Below are 22659 nucleotides of genomic sequence, written 5' to 3' on the forward strand. Positions count from 1 at the left end.
GAGGCCTGTTTCAGGATGATCTTCGTCGCGGACATAGACGGATATAGAAAGATAGTAATTGATGTCGATCAAGCAGCAACTGTTTTCATAAAAGGAGCGGACAGGTGCCCGCTCCTTTTGGTTTTTCATGCCATTGGCTTATCGCTGCGGCCGATGCCGAGCAGCTGGTAGAAGACGAGAGCCGCCAGCGTCGATGTGGCAATGCCGCCGAGGGCGAATTCGCCGATCTTCAGCGTGAAGTCGCCAGCGCCGAAAATGAGCGCCACCCCAGCGGTGAAGAGGTTGCGGGAATCCGCGAAGTCCACCTTGTTGACGATCCAGATGCGGGCCATGGCCGAAGCGATGAGGCCGAACACCGAAACCGCAAGTCCGGCCAGAACCGGGGCAGGGATCGTTTGCAGGATGGCGCCGAATTTCGGCGACATGCCGAGGATCAGCGCCATGACGGCGGCGATGACGAAGATCAGGGTGGAGTAAACCTTGGTCATTGCCATGACGCCGATGTTTTCGGCATAGGTGGTGACGCCGGTGCCGCCGCCGGAACCGGAAATCATGGTGGCAAGGCCGTCGCCCAGGAAGCCGCGGCCGATATAACGGTCCATGCTCTGGCCGGTGATCGAACCCAGCGCTTTGATATGGCCGAGATTTTCAGCCACAAGCACGATGGCGACCGGCGCGATCAGCGTGATCGCCTGCCAGTTGAATTCCGGCGTGGTGAAATGCGGCAGGCCGAACCAGGCGGCATTGCTGACGGCGGTGAAATCGATGCCGGGCACGATGCCGAGGCCGTTGCCGAGGACCAGCACCAGCAGATAGCCGAACAGCAGCGCGAACAGCACCGACAGGCGCCTTGTTCCGCGCGGCCCATAGGCGGCGATCATCGCCATGCAGAGAACGGTGAGGAGCGCGATGGTTATATGCGTGCCACTTCCCTTCAGCTGGCCCACGGCAACCGGCGCGAGGTTGAGGCCGATGGAAACGCCGATGGCGCCGGTGACGACCGGAGGCATCAGCCGTTCTACCCAGCCGGTGCCGATGGCCATGACCACGAGGCCAATCAGGGCATAGAGCGCGCCGCAGGCGATGATGCCGCCAAGCGCGATGGCGATATTGGGATTGGGGCCGGAGCCGCCATAGCCGGTCGCGGCGATGACGACGGCGATGAATGCGAAGGACGAGCCGAGATAGCTCGGCACGCGGCCCGCCGTCAGCGCGAAGAACAGAAGCGTGCCGATGCCGGAAAAGAAGACGGCCACATTGGGATCAAAACCCATCAGCAGCGGCGCCACGATGGTCGAGCCCGACATTGCAAGCAGATGCTGCACGCCCATCGGTACGGCGGCGGCGGCTGGCAGGCGCTCGTCAGGAAGCACGACGGCGTTTGATGTCAAGCGCCAACTTGGAAAATAGCCCATGATGTCCCTCTGAAAAATATTTTCCATTTGTTATTTACGCGCATCTTTTCCGAAAACCGCTTCGCACTTTTCGGGACGCGCTGTTGCCTTTATCGCCTCGCAGCGGCGATTTCCAGAGGGCGTTGATCTATCCGTGAAGCGAATTGTTGATGAGCCGCCTCGGTTGTTTTCAATCGGCCACAGTCACACGGCCATCATCATCCGTCACTTTTCCGATGATGCCGGCGGAGGGGCAGCCTGCGGCGCGAATGCTGTGCAGAAGTCTTTCGGCTTCCGCCGGTGCGCAGGCAATGAGAAGCCCGCCGGATGTCTGCGGATCGGTCAGCAATTGCTGTTTCCAGAGCGGATAGTCGTCGGGAAGCTTTACCGCATGGCCGTAGCTTGCCCAGTTGCGGGTGGAAGCTCCGGTCGAAAAACCGGCCTGTGTCAGCCGTTCGGCCTGCTTGAGAAAAGGCAGGGCGGCATAATCGAGGGCAATGCCCGCATGCGAGCCGCGCGCCATTTCGAGCGCATGGCCGAGAATGCCGAAGCCGGTGACATCGGTGACGGCGTGGACGGCGTCATCCTTGCCGAGTTCGGCCCCGACCCGGTTCAGAAGCGTCACGGAGGCCATCATTTCATCGTAACCGGCGCTGTCGAGTTCCTGTTTCCTGAAGGCGGCGGAATAGATGCCGACGCCGATGGCCTTGGTCAGGATCAGCGTGTCGCCGGGGCGGGCGCCGCTGTTCCTGCGCAGGCTGGAAAGCTTGCATGTGCCGATGACCGCCAGTCCGTAGATAGGTTCCGGCGCGTCGATGGAATGCCCGCCCGCCACCGGAATGTCGGCCTCGGCACAGATGCTGGAACCGCCTTTCAGGATGTCGCGGATCATGTCGGCCGGCATCTTGTTCACCGGCATGCCGAGGATTGCCAGCGCCATGATCGGCGTTCCGCCCATGGCATAGACGTCGGAGATCGCATTGGTGGCCGCGATGCGACCGAAATCGAAAGGATCGTCCACCATCGGCATGAAGAAATCCGTGGTGGCGATCACGCAGTTTTCGTCATCCAGCTGCCAGACGGCGGCATCGTCGCCGGTTTCCGTGCCGACAAGAAGCTGGCTGAAAGGCTGCATGGCGGGTTGGTCGGCCAGCAGGTCCTGGAGGACGGCTGGCGCCAGCTTGCAGCCGCAGCCGCCGCCATGGGCAAGGGTGCTGAGACGGATGGGCGATGCGATATCCATGATGTCCCCCGAAAAGGGCTAGCAACGAAAGAAGCTACCGCGTCAGTCTGGCGTTTTTACAGGAGGACGTCAATCGACCGACGCATGTTCAAGTCGTTGTTGAGATAAGACTTGTGTATTAATACTTGAATATGAGAGTCATGTTATTGGTAAAACAGGATTGTTGTTGTTGTTTTGGGCGCGCTGTTCGGTTGACAACATGGTTTTATTGCGGTGAACTGATGTCGGCCAAGTCCAGTTTAGAGAAGAGTGTGCCCCGGCATTTTCTTCTGACGATCAGGGAGGTGCAGCGCAATGAATGTGGAGCTCTCACGCCGCCAGTTTCTGGGCGGAACGGGGGCGGTGGTGGCGGCTTCGGCGCTTGGGTCCTTCGGTTTCGGTGGGGTGGAAAGCGCCTATGCCGAATCCATTCGCCCCTTCAAGCTGACCAATACGACCGAAACCCGGAACACCTGCCCCTATTGCTCGGTCGCCTGCGGCGTCATCCTTTATTCTAAGGGCGATGTGCGCAAGGGCGAGAAGGCAGAACTGATCCATGTCGAAGGCGATACGGATCACCCCACCAATCGGGGCACGCTTTGCCCGAAGGGTGCGGCGCTGAAGGATTTCGTCAAGGCGAAGACCCGCCTGCAAAATCCGCGGGTGCGCGAGCCGGGTTCGTCTGAATTCAAGCAGATTTCCTGGGAAGATGCGCTCGACCGCATCGCGCGGCATCTGAAGGACGACCGCGACGCCAATTTCATCGCGAAGAACGCGGCGGGCACCACGGTCAACCGCTGGACGTCAACCGGCTTCCTCGCGGCTTCGGCGACCACCAACGAAACGGCGTTTCTTACCTATAAGGTGGTGCGCAGTACAGGCATAGTGGCATTCGATAACCAGGCACGCGTCTGACACGGCCCGACGGTGGCGAGTCTCGCCCCAACATTTGGCCGCGGAGCAATGACCAACTCCTGGACCGACATTAAAAACACCGACCTCGTCGTCGTCATGGGCGGCAATGCGGCGGAAGCGCATCCGTGCGGCTTCAAATGGGTGACGGAGGCCAAGGCCAATCGCGGCGCGAAGCTGATCGTCGTCGATCCGCGCTTCACGCGCACGGCATCGGTCGCGGATTTCTACGCGCCGATCCGGCAGGGCTCGGATATCGCCTTCCTGCTCGGCGTCATTAATTACTGCATCCAGAACAATAAGGTGCAGTGGGATTATGTGAAGCATTTCACCAATGCCAGCTACATCATCAAGGATGGCTTCGAATATAAGGACGGGCTGTTTACCGGCTATGATGCGGAAAAGCGCGATTATGACCGCTCAAGCTGGGACTATGTGATCGGCGATGACGGCTATGCCGTCGTGGACGACACATTGCAGCACCCGCGCTGCGTGTGGAACCTGTTGAAGCAGCATGTTTCGATCTTCACGCCGGAAATGGTGGAACGCATCTGCGGCACGCCGAAGGAGAAATTCCTGAAAGTGGCGCAGATGATGTCCGAATGCTCTGCCCCGGACAAGACGATGACGTCGATGTATGCGCTCGGCTGGACGCAGCATTCCAAGGGGTCGCAGAACATTCGCTGTATGGCGATGCTGCAGCTTATCCTTGGCAATATTGGCGTGCGCGGCGGCGGCATGAATGCGCTGCGCGGCCACTCCAACATTCAGGGGCTGACCGATATCGGTCTCATGTCCAATCTTCTGCCGGGCTATATGAACATCCCGGTCGAAAAGGAAACCGATCTCGAGACTTATATGTCGACACGCGGTTTCAAGCCGTTGCGCCCGAACCAGATGAGCTACTGGCAGAACTATCGCAAGTTCTTCGTCAGTTTCCAGAAGGCGATGTGGGGCAATGCCGCGACGGTCGAGAACGACTTTGCCTATGACTGGCTACCGAAGCTCGACGTGCCGAACTACGACATGCTGCGCATCTTCGACATGATGCATGAAGGTAAGGTCAACGGCTATGTCTGTCAGGGGTTCAATCCGCTGATGGCGGTGCCGAACCGCAAGAAGCTGACCGACGCCTTGTCGAAGCTGAAATTCCTCGTGACGATGGATCCGCTGGAAACGGAAACCTCGCGTTTCTGGGAAAACCACGGCGAATATAATGATGTGGATTCGGCGTCCATCCAGACGGAAGTGTTCCAGCTTCCCTCCACCTGCTTTGCCGAGGATGAGGGTTCGCTCACCAATTCCGGGCGCTGGCTGCAATGGCACTGGCCGGGCGCAACGCCGCCCGGCGAGGCGAAGACCGACAACTGGATCATGGCGCAGCTTTTCCTGCGGCTGCGGGCGCTTTATCGCAAGGAGGGCGGCGCCTTCCCCGATCCGATCCTCAACCTCACCTGGGATTATGCGGATGAGGGCGAACCGACGGCGGAAGAGCTGGCCAAGGAACTGAACGGCCGCGCGCTTTCCACGGTGACGGATCCGGCCGATCCGACCAAGGTCGTTGCCGAGGCGGGCAAGCTTCTGTCCGGCTTTGCGGCGCTGCGCGATGACGGCTCGACGGCATCGGGCTGCTGGATCTATTCCGGCTGCTTCACCGAGGCAGGCAACAACATGGCCCGCCGCGACAATCACGATCCGGATGAGACGGGCGCCTATCTCAACTGGTCGTGGGCATGGCCGGCGAACCGCCGCATTCTCTATAACCGCGCCTCCGCCGATATTGACGGCAAGCCGTGGGATCCGAGCCGCAAGCTCATCGAATGGGACGGTTCGAAATGGACGGGCTATGACGTGCCGGACATCGCGCCGACCGCCAGGCCGCAGGAAGTCGGGCCGTTCATCATGAATGCGGAAGGCGCCTCGCGCCTGTTCAGCCGCGGCATGATGCGCGACGGTCCGTTCCCGGCTCATTACGAGCCGTTTGAATCGCCGCTCGCCAATGTGATCGCGCCGAACATCCGGGGCAATCCGGTGGCGCGTGTCTTCAATGACGATTTCAAGCAGTTCGCGGAAACGGCGTCGGAGGAGTTCCCCTACGCCGCAACCTCCTACCGCCTGACGGAGCATTTCCACTACTGGACCAAGCATGTTCATGTGAATGCCGTCCTGCAGCCGGAATTCTTCGTGGAAATTTCGGAGGAGCTGGCGAAGGAAAAGGGCATCGCCAAGGGCGACTGGGTGCGCGTGTGGTCGAAGCGCGGCTCGGTCAAGGCCAAGGCCGTGGTGACGAAGCGCATCAAGCCGCTCATCTGCGACGGCAAGACGGTGCATGTGGTGGGCATCCCGCTCCATTGGGGCTTCATGGGTGCCGCCCGCAAGGGCTTCGGCCCGAATTCGCTGACGCCTTTCGTCGGCGACGCGAACATCGAGACGCCGGAGTTCAAGGCGTTTCTGGTCAATATCGAGCGCTCAAGCGCGCCAGTGGCATAGGAGGGATTAGAAATGTTTCCACCCGTTCCCAATCCCGATGTCACGCCGCAACAGCCGCGTTTCGGTGACAAGGACCTGATCAGGCGGTCGGCGTCGAACGTGACGCCGCCAGCGGAGCGCCAGACCGAGGTGGCGAAGCTTATCGACGTGTCGAAATGCATCGGCTGCAAGGCCTGCCAGTCGGCCTGCGCCGAATGGAACGACACGCATGAGGAAGTGGGCGTCAATGTCGGCGTCTATGACAATCCGCATGATCTGACGCCCGATACCTTCACGCTGATGCGCTTTACCGAGTGGGACAATCCCGATACCGGCAATCTGGAATGGCTGATCCGCAAGGATGGCTGCATGCATTGCGAGGACCCCGGCTGTCTCAAGGCTTGCCCGGCACCGGGCGCAATCGTGCAATATTCCAATGGCATCGTCGATTTCATCCACGAGAACTGCATCGGCTGCGGCTATTGCATCAAGGGTTGTCCGTTCGACATTCCGCGCATCTCGCCGGTGACGAACAAGGCCTATAAATGCACGCTCTGTTCCGACCGCATCGCGGTGGGGCAGGGGCCGGCCTGTGCCAAGGCCTGCCCGACGCAGGCCATCGTCTATGGCACCAAGGACGAGATGAAGGAATGGGCCGATGACCGCATCAAGGATCTGAAATCGCGCGGCTTTGAAAATGCCGGTCTTTACGATCCGCCGGGCGTTGGCGGCACGCATGTCATGTATGTGCTGCACCATGCCGACAAGCCTGAAATCTATGCCGATCTGCCGAGCGATCCGCGCATCAGCCCGGTTGTCGAGGCGTGGAAGGGCGTGTCCAAATATGCGGGCATGGCTGCAATGGGGCTGGCCGCTGCGGCGGGTCTGCTGCATTATATCTTCAAGGGTCCGAACGTCGTGACGGAGCATGACGAGGAACAGGCCGAAAAGCTCACGGGAGAGAAGACTCATGAGCAAGACCGACTTTGACGATGTGGAACGCGGCGACGGCATAGAGCCGGGCAGACCGGTCCGGGTGCATCGCTATTCCGGCGGCGCGCGCCTCAATCACTGGATCACCGCCATCAGCCTCGTGCTGCTGGCACTCTCGGGCCTTGCCATGTTCCATCCTTCGCTGTTTTTCCTGTCGGGTCTGTTCGGCGGCGGACAATGGACCCGCGCCATCCATCCGTGGATCGGCGTCGTGCTGTTTGTCAGTTTCCTCGGGCTTTTCCTGCGTTTCTGGAGCGCCAATCTGTGGAAGCGCGAAGACAGCCAGTGGCTGGCGCAGGCCAATGACGTGCTTGCCGGCCATGAGGAAAAACTGCCCGAAGTCGGCAAATATAATGCCGGTCAGAAGCTGGTTTTCTGGTCCATGTCGCTCCTGATCATCATCCTGATCGTTTCCGGCGTGATGATCTGGAACGAATATTTCGGTGCCTATACCAGCATCGAGCAGCAGCGTTGGGCCCTGCTTGTTCATTCCATGGCGGCGGTGGTGGCGATCTGTGTGTGGATCGTGCATGTCTATGCCGCGATCTGGGTGAAGGGCACTATCCATGCCATGACGCGCGGCACGGTGACAGGCGGCTGGGCCTGGCGGCACCACCGCAAATGGTTGCGCGAACTGGCATCGAAGCAGAAAGTGAAACAGGGCGGCAGCAAACCTGCCGCCTGAATTTGCGTGATCGTCATTCGGCGGCGATCATATTCAGTGGTCCACGTGGCCCGTCGGGTTCGTGAGGAGTGACATGGCAGGCAAGAAAAATCTGGTGCCGGACCCGACGGTCATCGGCGAAATATCGGCCCCGCCCTTCGTGCAATTGCCGGACCCCGGCGCACTTTTCGCCAGACGAGCGGAGCGCCTGCGCCTTCTGGCCTCGGTCAGCCCGCTGAAACCCTATCTGGAATTCATCGCCGATCTGAGCGAGGCGCAGTCTGAAGTGGCGGCCGGTCTCGGCCCCGTCGTTGCGCGGCAGGGCGATGAGCGGGGGCGGGAATTCGGTATGCCGTCGATCGATCGTGCGGATGTCCTATCGGACGAGGCGCTCGACACCATCTTCGACCGGCTTTTCGCGCGCGCCGACACAATCGCCAAGCCGCAGGATGCCGCCGATGCGCTGGAGCGTGTGGCGCAAAGTAGCACTGATGATCGCCGCCGGATGATCGAGGCGCTTTTCGCCGGGGTTCTGCCGCCGCAGGCGATTGCCGAACATATTTATATCTGGGCGGGATTGCAGCTCCATTTCACGCGGCTTGCCTCGGCGCTCGACGCGAAATCGGTGAAGCCGGTCGCCGATGGCGTCTGCTCGGCCTGCGGTTCCCTGCCGTCAAGCTCGATGGTCGTGGGCTGGCACGGTGCGCATGGCGCGCGCTTCTGTTCCTGTTCCGTGTGCAACACGCTCTGGCATTATGTGCGGGTCAAATGCGTGTGCTGCGGCTCTACAAAGGGCATTGGCTACAGGCACGTTGAGGAAGGCGGCGGCATCATCAAGGCCGAAACCTGCGACGAATGCCAGCGCTGGGTCAAGATCATCTATCAGCAGCTATCGGCGGATGCCGATCCGGTGGCCGACGATGTTGCAAGCCTTGGCCTTGATATGCTGATGCGCGAGACGTCTTACCGGCGCGGCGGGTTCTCCCCGCTTCTTGCCGGGCTGTGAGGCGGCATGGACCAGATCAAGGCTTCGCTGCGCCATCTTCCGTCCGTGGATACCATCCTGCACCTGCCCGAACTTGCCGGGGCAGCGGAGAATTTCGGCCACGCATCGCTGACGGAGGCCGTCCGCAAGGTTCTGCACGACGAGCGCGAGGCGGTGAAATCCGGTGCTTCGCTCTCCAGCAATAAGCATCTGGCGGAACGGGTTCTCCATTTGCTCGAAGCATCCGGACAGTCGAGCCTGCGCCCGCTGTTCAACCTGACGGGAACCGTTCTGCACACCAATCTGGGACGCGCGATCCTTGCCGAAGCCGCAATCGAGGCTGCCACGCAAGCGATGCGGCAGGCGGTTTCGCTTGAGTTTGATCTGTCGTCGGGATCGCGTGGCGAGCGCGACGACCATCTGCGCGCGCTTGTCTGCGAACTCACAGGCGCGGAAGACGCAACCGTCGTCAACAACAATGCCGCCGCCGTGCTTTTGGTGCTGAACAGCCTTGCCTTGGGCAAGGAAGCCATTGTGTCGCGCGGTGAACTGATCGAGATCGGCGGCGCGTTCCGTATGCCGGATATCATGACCCGTGCCGGGACACGGCTTGTCGAAGTCGGCACCACCAACCGCACCCATCCGCGCGATTACGAGAATGCAATCAACCCGGATACCGGCCTTGTGCTGAAGGTCCACACCTCCAACTACCGGATCGAAGGTTTTACGCGGGAAGTCACGGCGTCGGAACTGGCGGCAATCGCGCGAGGCAAGGGCGTGCCGCTGGTCAATGATCTTGGCTCCGGCACGCTTGCCGATCTGACCGCTTTCGGCCTCGCCCATGAGCCGACCGTGCGTGAGGCGGTTGCCGAAGGCGCGGATATCGTCACCTTTTCGGGCGACAAGCTTCTGGGCGGACCGCAGGCGGGGTTCATCGTCGGGCGGCGCGATCTGATTGCCCGCATCAACAAGAACCCGATGAAGCGTGCGCTGCGGGTCGACAAGATCAGGCTTGCGGCACTGGAAGCGACGCTGAAACTTTATCGCAACCCGGAACGGCTTGCGGAAAAACTGCCGACCATTCGCGCTCTGGCGCGCCCGCAGCCGGAAATTGCCGCCCAGGCGGCAAGGCTGAAGCCGCAGCTTGAAAGAGCGCTTGGCCCGGCTTTCACTGTGGCGGTGACGGATTGCGCCAGCCAGATCGGCTCCGGCGCATTGCCGCTTTCAACGGTTCCAAGCGCCGGATTGTCGATTGTGCCGAAGGAGGGCAGCGGCACGGCGCTGACAGCGCTTGCCAGTTCATTGCGCGCGCTGCCTCTGCCCGTCATCGGGCGGATGGAAAAGGGTGCCTTCGTGCTCGATCTGCGCTGCCTTGAGGATGAAGACGGCTTTCTGCACGATCTGTCGTCTCTTGCGGCACGCCGCTCATGATCGTCGGAACGGCGGGACATATCGATCATGGCAAGACCGCGCTGGTGCGCGCGCTGACCAAGATCGATACGGATCGGTTGAAAGAAGAAAAAGAACGCGGAATTTCCATCGATCTCGGCTTTGCCTATCTGCCTCTCTCCGGCGATGAAAAGCATACACTCGGCTTTGTCGACGTGCCGGGGCACGAAAAATTCGTGCATACGATGCTGGCCGGGGCTGCGAGCATCGATTTCGTCATGCTGGTTGTCGCCGCCGATGACGGGATCATGCCGCAAACGCGCGAACATCTGGCAATCGTCAATCTGCTCGGCATTCGGCGCGGCGTCGCCGTCATCACCAAATCCGATCTTGCCGAGCCGGAACGCCTCACAGAAGTCGAAATCGCCATCCGCAATGAACTGGCGCCGACGGGACTGGCCGATATTCCCGTTCTGGCGGTTTCCACCCTATCCGGTGCCGGGATCGACGAACTTAGAACCTTGCTGGAAATCGAAGCGCATGCATTCGGCGGGCGGCGGGTAAACGGACGTTTTCGTTTGGCCGTGGACCGTTCTTTCACGCTCAAGGGCGCGGGCACGGTCGTCACCGGCACGGTGCTTTCCGGCAAGGTTGCGGCTGGCGACCATCTGCTCATCAGCCCGTCCGGCAGGGAAGCGCGTGTCCGCACCATCCATGCGCAGAACAGGCCGAGCGAAACTGCTGAGGCGGGTGATCGCTGCGCGCTCAATCTGGCGGGCGAGGGCATATCGAAAGAGGCGGTGCATCGCGGTGACATGCTGGTATCGCCCGGCCTTCATCGCCCGACGGATCGCATCGATGCATCGTTGCAGATATTGCCTTCGGAGAAAAAGCCGATTGGGCAGTGGTTCCCGGTTCGCCTGCATCATGCCGCAGCCGAGGTCGGGGCGCGCATCGTGCTTCTGCGGGATGAGGAGCTGCGGCCTGGCGCGGAAGAACGGGTTCAGCTGGTGCTGGATCGTCCCGTCGCGGCGGCGGCAGGAGACCGTTTCGTCATCCGGGATGTTTCCGCACAACGCACCATCGGCGGCGGACGTTTTCTCGATCTGCGCCCGCCGCAACGCAAGCGCCGCAGCCCGGAGCGCATGGCGCAACTTGATGCCCACTCCATCGACGACCCTGTGGAAGCGGCACGCGCATTGCTGTCGGTCGAGCCCTATTATCTTGACGCGACGGCATTTCTGCGCGACCGCGCGCTGCCTGATGATCCGGAAAGCCTCGCCCAGACGCTTGATGCCATAATGCTCCGCCAGACAAATTCGGTACTTTTGCTGTTGCCGGAGCGATGGAATGCTTTGCGTGATGATATTCTGGCGCGGCTTGGCGCATTTCATGACGAAAACCCGGGCCTGATCGGCATGGGCGTCGAGCGGCTGCGGCTATTGTTGAAACCGCGCCTGCCAGCACCTGCCTTTCGCGCCGCCATCGCCGCGCTGGTCGAGGCGGACCTTTTGAGACTGGACGGTGCGTGGCTGCGCCTCCGCGATCATGAAGTGACGATGAGCGATGCCGACGAGGCGCTCTGGCAGCGCATCGCGCCACTTCTCGGAGGCGAGGCTCGCTTTCGACCGCCGCGCGTGCGCGATATTGCAGGATTGCTTGATGCGCGGGAGGAAGATATTCGCTGCCTTCTCAAGCTTGCCGGGCGCATGGGCCGGGTGCATGAAGTGGCGCACGACCATTTCTTCCTGCGAGCGACGATTGCCGAAATGATCGGCATCCTGTCGGATATGGACGCGGCCTTCGACAGCGGCTGGTTCATCGCGGCGCGGTTTCGCGACCGGATCGACAGCGGACGTAAGGTGGCGATCCAGATATTGGAATTCTTCGACCGCAATAGCGTCACGATAAGGCGGGGGGACATGCGCCGCCTGAACCGCCGCAAGCTGGACTTGTTTGGTGATTTCACGCAAAGTGAGGCCGCGCCGCAAGGGGCATAAGGAAGAGATGCGTTCCTGGTGGGGCGTCCGGACTTCAAATCCGGGAGGGGCCGATAGACGGTCTTTGGTGGGTTCGACTCCCATTCTCTTCCGCCAGCAGGCGTTCAGATCATCTCGCGCGCAGGATACCAACTACATTGCGCACCACTTCGTCCTGAAGCGGACGCTGTTTCTCGATATTGAAATGGCCGATATCCTTCATGCCCGAGAAGTCGCGATTGTCGAGGCTTCCCTTGAAGCGCGGCCCGGCGGCCAGCGGCAGGCCCCAGCCGTGCTGCTTGAAATAGAAGTTCACGACACGCTTGATATTGCCGGGCAGGGGAGCCGGTGCCGTGGCGGCAAAGGTCGCCATATAAGCAACCTGAATGCCCTTCTTTTCAAGCGCGGCCGCAATGTCGATGACGGCATTGGCGCCAAGCGAATGGCCGATCAGAATGACGGGCGCGCCAGGGTTTTTTCGCTGGTCGGCGAGAATATGGTTCAGCACGAAACCCGCCGCCTGATGTCCTTCGACATGCGCGTCAACCCCGTTGGCCTGCAATTGCTTGCCGATCTCATCGATGCCGGTGGAGAAAATATCCCCGAACCCGCGCAGAAGATAAACATCGGCCTGGGGGGAGGCCGCGGATGGCGCTTTGGGTGCGGCTCGTGCCGCGCCGCCGTAAAGGGCAAGTGCCGCACCGGCAAAAAGCAGGCTGCGGCGGGTCAAGGGTTTGGAACGCAAATTTGTCGGTTTTGAAATCATCTTCGATTGCCCGCTGGAGCGTGTTCGACACCAATGAATAGGTCCCGACCCTAGAGCCCCCATCCGTTTCAGCCAAATCACTAGAACTTGAGTTTTGGAACGACACGGCCGGTCCGGCGGGCATAATCGTCATAGGATGCGCCGAAAGCCGCGCGCATCATCGCCTCCTCGTGATCGACCCGATAGAAATAGAGGATGGCAACGCCGACAAGCCCCGCCAGCCCGGCAAACCAGTTCGGCAGCAGGCAGAATTGCGCAATTGCCCACAGCCAGAACGACAGATACATCGGATGGCGGACATAGTGGTAAAGCCCGTCCGTCACCAGCTTGTGTTCGCGGCGGATTTCAAGCGAGACGGACCAGTTCTTGCCAAGCTGCCGATGGCTTGCATAAAAAAGCCAGAGGAAGGCGATTTCGACAACCAGCCCGATCCAGCCCAGCCATGGCTGGAAAGCATAGTCGGCAAAGGCGGGAAAGCCGGTTGCCACATAAATGATCGGGATCAGCGACAGGCCAAGTGTCGCCGCGCCCAGCGCCAGCCTGTCGGCAAGCGTTTTCGCATTGTTGGCGACCTTGATCTTGCGCGCGCGCCGCTGGTGCGGGATGCGGATAACGACCCAGGCGACAAGCCCGATGCCCCAGACGATTGCGGCCAGTGTCGGTGTCATTCGGCAATAGTTTCCTTCATTGGCATGGCGCCGATTATCGGTCATCCGTTCGAACGCGAAGCGGCACCGGCCCACAGCATATCTGAAAGAAATCATACCAATAGGGTTTCGTATTGCCGAATACATATTGGTAGTGCACGCGAAAAAGGTTCCGCTTCACACGCTTGTAAATTTCCGGCTCCAGCATGTCCTTCATCCGCACGGTCCTTGTGACGGGGAAGCACCGCTGCGGCTGCCGTTTGAGGCCCATTTCGGCCACGGGATCGGTCTTGTAGAAATTGATCGCGTCGGTCAGGCACTGGATTTCCACCCAGTCGATCTTGCCGTCATCCACCAGCCGCTGCACGGCTTCGCGAAAATGCCCGCCCGCGGGGTGATAGCCCGCCTTGAGCGCGGTCGATCCGAGGGTGAGCAGCGTCACGCTGGATGCACGGCTGCTGAATTCCGGATCGATGGCAAGGCAGCGCGCCGCAACGTCCAGCATCAGCATGCCGCCGGTGCTGTGGCCGACCAGAATGACCTCGTCATAAGGTTTTGCGGTGATGCGCCTGACGATACGGGCCGCAAAGCGCTGCATCAGGGATTCGGCATCCTGTCGTCTTTCCCGAATGAAACTGAGCGAAAACGACCAGAGGTCCATCAGATGGTTGGTCGACCATCGCTTACCCAGAATGGCGAGTGCCGTGAAAAAGACCGCAAGGCCGACAATCAAGCTTGCCCAGCCAGCCCACCCGGCAGCGCCCAGTCCGTGAGCCGTCCACCGCGCCGCCGCATAGCCCATGGCGGCAAACAGGGCGAGCACCACAAACGGGTAGAGGAAATAGAGCCCGAAGCGCCATGCCCTGGCAAAGAAGCGAAAGGCGGTGCCGGTGATGACGAAATCGCCGAAGGCGACAAGATATTTGGCCAGCCGGACGGGAAGCGGGCGGTCGAAATCCGCCCGCACAATTTTGTCCAGAACGAGAAAATGGAAATCCGTCCCGGTGGCCCAGCTTTTGTCGGCGGGCGCGGTTTCGATGGAAACGGAGCCGATTTCGCGGTCTGGCGATATGTCGACCGGCGAAACGACGGAGCGAACGTCCCATAGCGTTTCGAAGCGGTTGATTTCTCTCTTCAATCGCCCGAAAAACGCTTCGGGCGTTTTGGGATCATAGCCGCCAATGAAGAAGACAGCGCGTCGTCGAACCGGTTGCTTCATGCGCAAACCGTAATTTGGGGCTTTCGGATTGTCGAGATCATTGCCAGCCTTCCCCAAACAAATCTGGTTGAACTGTCACCCTCGCCTGTCACATGTCGACCAGGCCGCGCCTGATGGCCTCGCGGGTTGCCTCCGCGCGGGAGGAAACGTCCAGCTTCTGATAGATGGCCTTCACATAGTCGCTGACCGTATGTTCCGATAGTCCAAGTTTGCGGGCGATCTCGCCATTCCGGTGCCCGGCGCCGATCTCTTTCAGCACCTCGGTTTCCCGGCGCGAAAGATGGATGAACGCGCCTTCCGGCTCCATGGGAACCGGCTTTGCCGATATGGCCCTGACGCGGGCGACGAGATTGAGCCTGGCCCGGATGGTGAGGATCAGCACGTCGAAATCGATCGGCTTGGTGAGATAATCGTCGGCCCCCGCTTCCCGGCCTTCCAGCTCGTGGCTGCGGTCGGCAAGCGCCGTCAGAAACAGGAAGGGTGTTCCGGACAGATGCGGGTAACGGCTACGCATCTGTTCCAGAAACTGCAACCCGTTGGTGCCGGGCATCAATATATCGCAGATGATGATGTCGGGCGTCGTGGTGTCCAGCACGTGCAATGCTTCACCGGCATTGGCCGCACCGACGGCGTTGAAGCCCGACGTGCTCAACTCATCGATCATCTCTTCCAGAATATGTGTTTCGTCCTCGATGCACAGGACGGTCGGCATGGGGAGGATTTCAGGCAGTCGCATGTTGGGCCACCTTTGGCAGGGTCAGGGTGAATACCGTACCTTGTCCTTCGACGGATGTGAAGGCAAGCGTTCCGCCGTGCAGTTCGGCAAGCGCGCGCGACAGGCTGAGGCCAAGGCCGGTGCCCGCCAGATGCGATGCGTTGCCGGCGCGGAAAAACCGCGTGAAGATGCGATCCGCATCCTCGGCCGGGATGCCTATGCCATGATCGCGGACGATGCAGCGAAAGGCGTTGTCGTCTTCTTCCGTGGTCACTTCGATGGGCTTGTCGGCGGGGGAATATTTGGTGGCATTGCCAAGCAGGTTGACCAGTATCTGCTCCACCAGAATGCCGTCGCAATAACAGAAGTCCCGGCTTTCGTGAATGTTTGTCACCAGTTCCCGATCCGGGTGAAGCTCCTGGTGATAGGCGCAGGTGTTGCGGACCAGCGCCGAAAAATCGACCGGCTGCCGGTTGATCTGAAACCCGCTTTCATCCAGCCGTTCCGCATTGGCGGTGCTTTCCAGAAGCAGGATCAGGCGGCGGCTGGCATTGCGCATGCGCTTGGCCTTGTCGATGATGATCTCGGGCGTGAACTCGTCGGCACGGCGGATGAAGCGCTGCGCGATGATGTCGATGATCGATACCGGCGTGCGGAACTGGTGCGAGACGGTGGTGATGAAGCTCTTGTAAAGCTCCTTCGACTTGCGTTCGTTTTCCAGCGCCTCCCGCAGGGCGGCGGTGCGGTCGGCGACGGTGTGTTCCAGCTGCTGCTTGTATTCCTGCAACGCCTTGTGGGCGCGCTCGGCCTTGCGCATGTTGGAAAATACCTGCCATGATAGAATGCCGCCGGTGGCCATGATGCCCAGCACCGCGAACATGATGAGATAGATCGACTGCAATTGCTGGTCGCGCTGCGCGCCGTTGCGGTCGCGCTCCATGATCATGGCATCGTTCGCCACCTTGGTCAGTTCCTCGCGCATCGGGACCAGGGCTTCATAGATGGCGATCGGATCGAATTTTTCCGGCTCCGCGTCGATCATCGCCTCGATCTCGGGAAGCCGGTCGGCATTGCGCTGGATGATGTCGCTGCCGCCGGGGATGCGCGCAAAATATTTCTTCTGCGGTGCGTCGGCCAGAAGCGCAAACCGGCTGTAAAGCACATCAAGGCGAAGCGAGAGATCGGCCGTGTTGGCATTGCCGCTCGGAAATGTCAGCGCGGTTTCGCCCAGCCGCCCGGCATCGCGCTCGGTCTGGGTGATGGCCCAGACCATGTTCTCGCCGACATAGGTTGCAAGCGATTTCTGTATTTCGAGAAGCTGGAGAAATGCATAGGCAAGCAGGCCCGCAAAACCCGCCATCACAAGGCCGGAAAGAATATAGCCTCGCTTCAGTCTCATTTCACCTCGATCTGCTTCAGCTGCCATGCCCAGCGATGGTCATAACGCGAATCGTCCAGTTCCTCATGCTGGTCGCGCGGATAGACGATCCAGTATGGCCCCTTGTCGCGCCGGTTCAACTCCCTGCCGTTCATCCTGTGCGCGACGAGGACATCATATTCGTAGGCGTCCTTCAGCGGAATGCTGATGCTGTAATCGTTGAGCGCCAGCACCGTGATCGAATGGCTGGCCGCGTCTTTTGCCGTGACGCCGACGGTTGCCAGCACGTTGCGCAGCAGCACGCCGTCGAAAATTTGCGGCCCTTCCGTCCAGGGCGTGGTGGTTTGCAGCCTGTTCTGCGGCAGTGTCGTGAAGTCTTCGCTTGTCAGCACACGGGTCGTTCCATTCGGGGCGATGACGGTCAGCGTGACGGCGGCCGCAACCGGCGGCCGGGCAAGCGGCGCGGCCCCCGCCGCGCCGGTGGAGCAGAATATTTGGCCGATGGCGAAAAGCGCGATCAGTGCCCGAAGCGCCAGAAGACGCCGAAAAGCGAACATCCAGTTTGCGCGTGACACGTGGGCATCTCCAGAAACGATCAGTTACGAATGCATCCAAGCTTAAACGGGAGGATAGGCGCAATTTCAAGAATCTCTTGAATGCGCCAGACGAATTTGCCCCCCGAGAGCTTCAATTTACGCCTAACATTAAAAAAATGCATTCAAAAGCCAAATAAACAACAAGCTATTTCACGAAATCTTTCAATCTCTACCGGTGGTTACATGGAATTTCGGCTGATGCGGCGCATTGTTCTTTCCAACCTACCCCCCTGAACAGGGGAATTGTTTTTCGCTATTAGAGCGTCCACTAAATAACAGTCGGCCTGTTGGGGCTTAGGAGGCCGACACAAAAATGGGCGGGGGCTGCTTATCGGCCGCGGGGAGTCGGGGTCAATAGGCAGCCAATTAGTTCGGACAGCATGCAGGCGGCGATAACGATGACTCTCGAAACGGAGGCGTTTCGAGCCAAAAGCAAAAGTCGATCGCTGCATTTGTAAAGGCTTTCCGACAGGATGGCCGACAGGCATCTGGTCGTGCCTCTATGAACCTGCCGTTCGGGTTCCTCGATCAGAGTGAGCTTGCACCTCTTTCGCGTCCTTCGCATGAAGGGCGCGCTTTTTTTTGCCGGTCCCGAAAAGCTGTCCTGCCGCAATAAAGCCGCAATTTTGCCATGCCTGCCCCTGTTTCGACGGGCGCTCGACACGATTGGCCGCATGAAATTGCGCTGCCATGGTGTGGAAAAAGCGCCTTTGCCGCAAAAATCGCAGCTTGCCACGGTTTTGCCTCGATATGAAACGGCACAGGGACCGGATTGCTCCGGCCCCCGTTTCAGGATGGGAAAAAAGCGCCCGTTTATTCCCCCGGCGCCAGATGCGGGGCCTCGATCTTCGCGCCCGCATGTTTCAGCGGACGCTCGCCGGAGAGCTTGCGGATCAGCACATAGAACACCGGCGTCATGAAGATGCCGAAGGCCGTCACACCGATCATGCCGGCAAAGACCGCGATGCCCATGGCTGAGCGCATTTCCGCACCGGCGCCGGTCGATGTCACCAGAGGCACCACGCCCATGATGAAGGCCATCGAGGTCATCAGGATCGGGCGCAGGCGCAACCGGCTTGCCTCGACCGCCGCCTGCACGACGCCTCGACCGGACAATTCCAGCTCGCGGGCGAATTCCACGATCAGGATCGCGTTCTTTGCCGATAGCCCCACAAGGACGATCAGGCCGATCTGGGTGAACACGTTGTTGTCGCCGCCCGTCAGCCAGACGCCGGTGAGTGCGGCCATGATCCCCATCGGCACGATCATGATGATCGACAGCGGCAGGGCAAGGCTTTCATATTGCGCGGCCAGCACCAGATAGACGAGCAGCAGCGCCAGCGGGAAGACGAGGAAGCCTGAACTGCCGGCCAGGATCTGCTGGTAGGTCAGGTCGGTCCATTCGAAAGCGATGCCGGGAGGCAGGGTTTCCTCGGCAATCCGTTCAATGGCGGCCTGTGCCTGGCCGGACGAGAAGCCGGGGGCCGGATTGCCGTTGATATCGGCGGACAGGAAGCCGTTATAACGGATGGCGCGTTCCGCACCGACCGTCTGCTCGACTTTCAAAAGCGCCGACAGCGGAATCATCTCGCCCGACTGCGAACGCACTTTCAGCTTGCCGATATCCTCGGCATGGCTGCGATAATCCGCATCGGCCTGAATGCGCACGCTGTAGGTGCGTCCAAAGGCATTGAAGTCGTTGACATAGAGCGAACCCAGATAGATTTGCAGGGTTTCGAACACATCCGTCACGGCAACGCCAAGCTGGCGCGCCTTCGTGCGATCAAGATCGGCATAAAGCTGCGGCACATTGATCTGGTAGCTCGAATAGAGACCGGCCAGTTCCGGCGTCTGATAGGCCTTGGCGAGAAACGCCTTGGTCGCATCGTCCAGCGCCTTGAAGCCAAGCCCGTTGCGATCCTCAAGCTGAAGCTTGAAGCCGCCCGTCGTGCCGAGACCCTGCACGGGCGGCGGCGGGAACATGGCGATGAAGGCATCCTGAATGGCGCCGAATTGCTGGTTCAGTTCCATGGTGATGGCATTGGCCGACAGTTCGGGCGTCTTGCGCTCCTCGAACGGCTTCAGCGTCACGAAGACGATGCCGGAGTTCGACGCATTGGTGAAACCGTTGATCGACAGGCCGGGGAAGGCGATGGCATTGGCCACGCCCGGATGGTTGAGGGCAATGTCGCTTATGCGGCGGATCACATCTTCCGAACGGTCGAGCGTTGCCGCATCCGGCAATTGCGCAAAGCCGATCAGATATTGCTTGTCCTGCGCCGGAACGAAACCGCCGGGCACGGCGCGGAACAGGACGAAGGTGACGCCAAGCAGCACGACATAAAGCCCCATCACCAGCGACTTGCGCGAGAGAATGCCGCCGACGCCGCGCCCATAAGCGTTTGAACTTGCGCCGAAGAAGCGGTTGAAGCCGCGGAAGAACCAGCCGAACAGCCCGTCCATGATGCGGGTCAGCCGATCCTTGGGCGCATCATGGCCGCGCAGGAGCAGGGCCGCGAGAGCAGGCGAAAGCGTCAGCGAATTGAAGGCCGAGATCACGGTCGAGATGGCGATGGTGAGCGCGAACTGGCGGTAGAACTGGCCGGTCAGGCCGGTGATGAAGGCAAGCGGCACGAAGACGGCAACCAGCACCAGCGCAATGGCGATGATCGGCCCGGACACTTCCTGCATGGCGCGATAGGTGGCCTCGACCGGCGACAGGCCCTGTTCGATGTTGCGCTCGACATTTTCCACCACCACGATGGCGTCGTCGACTACGATGCCGATGGCGAGAACAAGGCCGAAAAGGCTGAGCGCATTGATGGAAAAGCCGAACACATACATCACCGCAAATGTGCCGACGATGGAAACGGGAACGGCAACCAGCGGAATGATGGAGGCGCGCCATGTCTGCAGGAACAGGATGACCACGATCACCACCAGCACGATGGCTTCGAGCAGGGTATGGATGACCGATTCGATGGAGGCCTTCACGAACTGGGTCGTGTCATAGACAATGTCGAAATCCACGCCTTCCGGCATGGTTTTCTTCAGATCGGCCATGGCGGCATGGACGTTTTCGGAAATCTCAAGCGCATTGGAACCCGGCGCCTGAAACACGCCCATGCCGACCGCCTGCTTGTTGTCGAGGAGCGAGCGGAGCGAATAATCGGCGGCCCCCATTTCGACACGCGCCACATCGCCGAGCCGGGTGATTTCGCCTTCGCTGCCTGATTTCACGACGATATTGGCGAATTCTTCCGGCGACTGGAGACGGCCTTGCGCATTGACGGAAAGCTGGAGATCAAGCCCGGAAACCGATGGCGAAGCGCCGATGACACCGGCTGCGGCCTGCACATTCTGCTGGCGGATGGCATTGGCGATGTCGCTTGCGGAAAGGCCGCGCTCGGCGGCCTTCTGCGGGTCGATCCAGACGCGCATCGAATAATCGCCGCCGCCGAATATCTGCACCTGACCGACGCCCGGAACACGGGCAATGCGGTCCTTGACGTTCAAAACGGCATAGTTGCGCAGATAGTTCACATCATAGCGCCCATCGGGCGAAATAAGGTGAACAACCAGCGTGAGATCAGGCGAGCTTTTGGCGGTGGTGACGCCAAGCGTGCGCACTTCTTCCGGCAGGCGCGGTTCGGCCTGCGAAATACGGTTCTGCACCAGTTGCTGGGCCTGATCGGGGTCGGTGCCAAGCGCAAACGTGACCGTCAGCGTCATGACGCCGTCGGCGGTCGCCTGGCTCTGCATATAAAGCATGCCCTCGACGCCGTTGATCTGTTCTTCCAGCGGCGTGGCGACGGTTTCGGAAATAACGGCCGGGTTGGCGCCCGGATATTGCGCGCGCACCACGATCTGCGGCGGCACGACTTCCGGATATTCCGAGATCGGCAGACCCGTCATGCCGATCAGGCCGGCAACGAAGATCAGGACCGACAGAACACCGGCGAAGACCGGCCGGTCGACGAAAAAGCGAGAAAAGTTCATGTCAGTATCCCCCTTGAACGGGAAGGCAAAGACTCTCCCGGCCCGCGAAATCGGTAGATTTCGCGGGTTGATGTGGCTGAGCATTTGCGGTTAGCGCGCGCTCAGGCGCGCCGTTTTAATTCAGCTTTTGGCAAGCGTTTCGGTGACGGGCTGCGGTGCGACGACCACGCCCGGACGAATGCGCTGCAGGCCGTTGACGACGATGTTCTCGCCGGGCTTCAGCCCGCTTTCGATGATGCGCAACCCGTCATAATTGCGGCCCAGAACCACCTGCCGGTATTCGACCTTGTTATCCGCGCCGACCACGAAGACGAATTTCTTGTCCTGATCGGACGAAATCGCGCGGTCGCTCACCACCAGTTTTTCATCCGGTTCCGGCGTGCCGAAGCGAATGCGGACAAACTGGCCGGGTATCAGCCTTCCATCCGGATTGTCGATTGCCGCGCGAACCCGGATCGTGCCGGTCGCGGCATCGACTTCATTGTTGATGAGCTGGATATGGCCGGAAATCGGCGTGCCATCATCGGAAGCGGTGCCGATCTGGACGGGTATGCGCTCGATGGCGCTTCCGCCGGGCGAGGCGGCAAGTCTTGCCAGAGCCCGTGTGACGACTTCCTCATTGGCGCTGAAGCTTGCATAGATCGGATCGACCGAAACAAGCGTGGTCAGCACCGGCGAGGCGGAACTTGCGGCAACCAGATTGCCCGCCGTCACTTCCAGCCGCCCGACGCGGCCGGAAATCGGCGCACGCACTTCAGTATATTGAAGGTCAAGCTCGGCGGAGCGAAGGGCGGCCTTGGCGGAACGCAGGCTTGCCTGCGCCTCGTCATAGGCGCTGGAGCGCTGGTCGAGGCCGCTCTGGGCGATGGTGCGGGTGGTCACGAGCTGGCGGCCGCGTTCCAGTTCGGCCTTCGCCAGCGCAAGGCGGGCCTCCTCGGCGGAAACCTGCGCCTTCGCCTTTTCGACCGCCGCCGCATAGGGCTCGGGATCGATGGTGACGAGCAGGTCGCCCTGCTTCACCAGAGCGCCCTCGCGGAAATGCGCCTTCAGGATGGCGCCGCCGACGCGCGGGCGAATTTCAACCCGGTCGATGGCTTCCAGACGGCCGGAAAATTCTTCCCATATCGCAATGCGGCGCGATTGCGCCTTCGCGACGGAAACCGGCACGGCAGGTGGTGGAGCGGAAATATCGGTTGCGGCATCTGCCTTGATGTGCGGCGCGCCGAGGAAAAGGGCGCTGCCGCCTGCCGCGGACAATAGGATGCTCAGGCCGGCGCCCCATAGGGCCCGGCGGGCTGTGATCGATGTCATCTTTGTATCTCCTGAACCGGT

Annotated in this window: 16 protein-coding genes and 1 tRNA gene; 7 read left to right on the forward strand and 10 right to left on the reverse strand. The window is 60.5% G+C overall.

Annotated features, from left to right (window positions below):
* Positions 1–125: 125 nt before the first annotated feature.
* Together AVM02_RS00455 and selD are read right to left on the reverse strand one after the other, a co-directional pair.
* Positions 126–1415, reverse strand: coding sequence for a solute carrier family 23 protein (locus tag AVM02_RS00455; RefSeq protein WP_411505054.1), 1290 nt, complete (start codon positions 1413–1415; stop codon positions 126–128).
* Between the two features lie 169 nt (positions 1416–1584).
* Positions 1585–2637: a selenide, water dikinase SelD gene (selD, locus tag AVM02_RS00460; RefSeq protein ID WP_411505055.1), complete on the reverse strand. Its 1053-nt coding sequence runs from the start codon at positions 2635–2637 to the stop codon at positions 1585–1587.
* Positions 2638–2931: 294 nt separating this feature from the next.
* Between selD and fdnG the strand changes: the two genes are divergently transcribed.
* The 7 genes from fdnG (at position 2932) to AVM02_RS00495 (ending at position 12124) form a co-directional block, all read left to right on the forward strand.
* Positions 2932–6018 (forward strand): formate dehydrogenase-N subunit alpha, encoded by a 3087-nt coding sequence (fdnG, locus tag AVM02_RS00465; RefSeq protein WP_411505056.1) that lies wholly within the window; start codon positions 2932–2934, stop codon positions 6016–6018.
* A gap of 12 nt (positions 6019–6030) precedes the next feature.
* Positions 6031–6987: a formate dehydrogenase subunit beta gene (fdxH, locus tag AVM02_RS00470; protein ID WP_411505057.1), complete on the forward strand. Its 957-nt coding sequence runs from the start codon at positions 6031–6033 to the stop codon at positions 6985–6987.
* Positions 6968–7675, forward strand: a complete 708-nt coding sequence (locus tag AVM02_RS00475) for a formate dehydrogenase subunit gamma (protein WP_411505058.1) — start codon at positions 6968–6970, stop codon at positions 7673–7675. Before fdxH ends, AVM02_RS00475 begins: the two co-directional genes overlap by 20 nt.
* Positions 7676–7748: 73 nt before the next feature.
* The gene (fdhE, locus tag AVM02_RS00480; RefSeq protein ID WP_411505059.1) at positions 7749–8660 is read left to right on the forward strand and encodes a formate dehydrogenase accessory protein FdhE; all 912 of its coding nucleotides are present in this window, start codon (positions 7749–7751) and stop codon (positions 8658–8660) included.
* 6 nt (positions 8661–8666) lie between these two features.
* Entirely contained in the window at positions 8667–10070 is a 1404-nt protein-coding gene (gene selA, locus AVM02_RS00485) for an L-seryl-tRNA(Sec) selenium transferase (protein WP_411505060.1), read from the forward strand.
* Positions 10067–12028, forward strand: coding sequence for a selenocysteine-specific translation elongation factor (gene selB, locus AVM02_RS00490; protein ID WP_411505061.1), 1962 nt, complete (start codon positions 10067–10069; stop codon positions 12026–12028). The genes selA and selB overlap by 4 nt, the downstream gene beginning before the upstream one ends.
* Positions 12029–12124: transfer RNA gene (locus AVM02_RS00495), tRNA-Sec, on the forward strand.
* 13 nt (positions 12125–12137) lie between these two features.
* Here AVM02_RS00495 and AVM02_RS00500 read toward each other — a convergent pair.
* The 8 genes from AVM02_RS00500 to AVM02_RS00535 form a co-directional block, all read right to left on the reverse strand.
* The gene (locus AVM02_RS00500) at positions 12138–12737 is read right to left on the reverse strand and encodes a lipase (RefSeq protein WP_411505062.1); all 600 of its coding nucleotides are present in this window, start codon (positions 12735–12737) and stop codon (positions 12138–12140) included.
* Positions 12738–12853: 116 nt separating this feature from the next.
* The gene (locus AVM02_RS00505; protein ID WP_411505063.1) at positions 12854–13441 is read right to left on the reverse strand and encodes a protein-S-isoprenylcysteine O-methyltransferase; all 588 of its coding nucleotides are present in this window, start codon (positions 13439–13441) and stop codon (positions 12854–12856) included.
* A 34-nt stretch (positions 13442–13475) separates the two neighbouring features.
* The gene (locus tag AVM02_RS00510; RefSeq protein ID WP_411505064.1) at positions 13476–14639 is read right to left on the reverse strand and encodes an alpha/beta fold hydrolase; all 1164 of its coding nucleotides are present in this window, start codon (positions 14637–14639) and stop codon (positions 13476–13478) included.
* 88 nt (positions 14640–14727) lie between these two features.
* Positions 14728–15375 (reverse strand): response regulator, encoded by a 648-nt coding sequence (locus AVM02_RS00515; RefSeq protein ID WP_411505065.1) that lies wholly within the window; start codon positions 15373–15375, stop codon positions 14728–14730.
* Complete coding sequence (locus tag AVM02_RS00520) at positions 15362–16753, reverse strand: sensor histidine kinase (protein ID WP_411505066.1); 1392 nt, start codon at positions 16751–16753, stop codon at positions 15362–15364. The genes AVM02_RS00515 and AVM02_RS00520 overlap by 14 nt, the downstream gene beginning before the upstream one ends.
* Complete coding sequence (locus AVM02_RS00525; protein WP_411505067.1) at positions 16750–17307, reverse strand: molybdopterin-dependent oxidoreductase; 558 nt, start codon at positions 17305–17307, stop codon at positions 16750–16752. Before AVM02_RS00525 ends, AVM02_RS00520 begins: the two co-directional genes overlap by 4 nt.
* Before the next feature lie 834 nt (positions 17308–18141).
* On the reverse strand, positions 18142–21327 hold the full coding sequence (locus AVM02_RS00530) for an efflux RND transporter permease subunit (RefSeq protein WP_411505068.1): 3186 nt from the start codon (positions 21325–21327) through the stop codon (positions 18142–18144).
* Positions 21328–21447: 120 nt separating this feature from the next.
* Complete coding sequence (locus tag AVM02_RS00535) at positions 21448–22638, reverse strand: efflux RND transporter periplasmic adaptor subunit (protein WP_411505069.1); 1191 nt, start codon at positions 22636–22638, stop codon at positions 21448–21450.
* Positions 22639–22659: the final 21 nt, after the last annotated feature.

The sequence above is a fragment of the Brucella anthropi genome (genome assembly GCF_046630315.1).
In the GTDB taxonomy this organism is placed as follows: domain Bacteria; phylum Pseudomonadota; class Alphaproteobacteria; order Rhizobiales; family Rhizobiaceae; genus Brucella; species Brucella anthropi_A.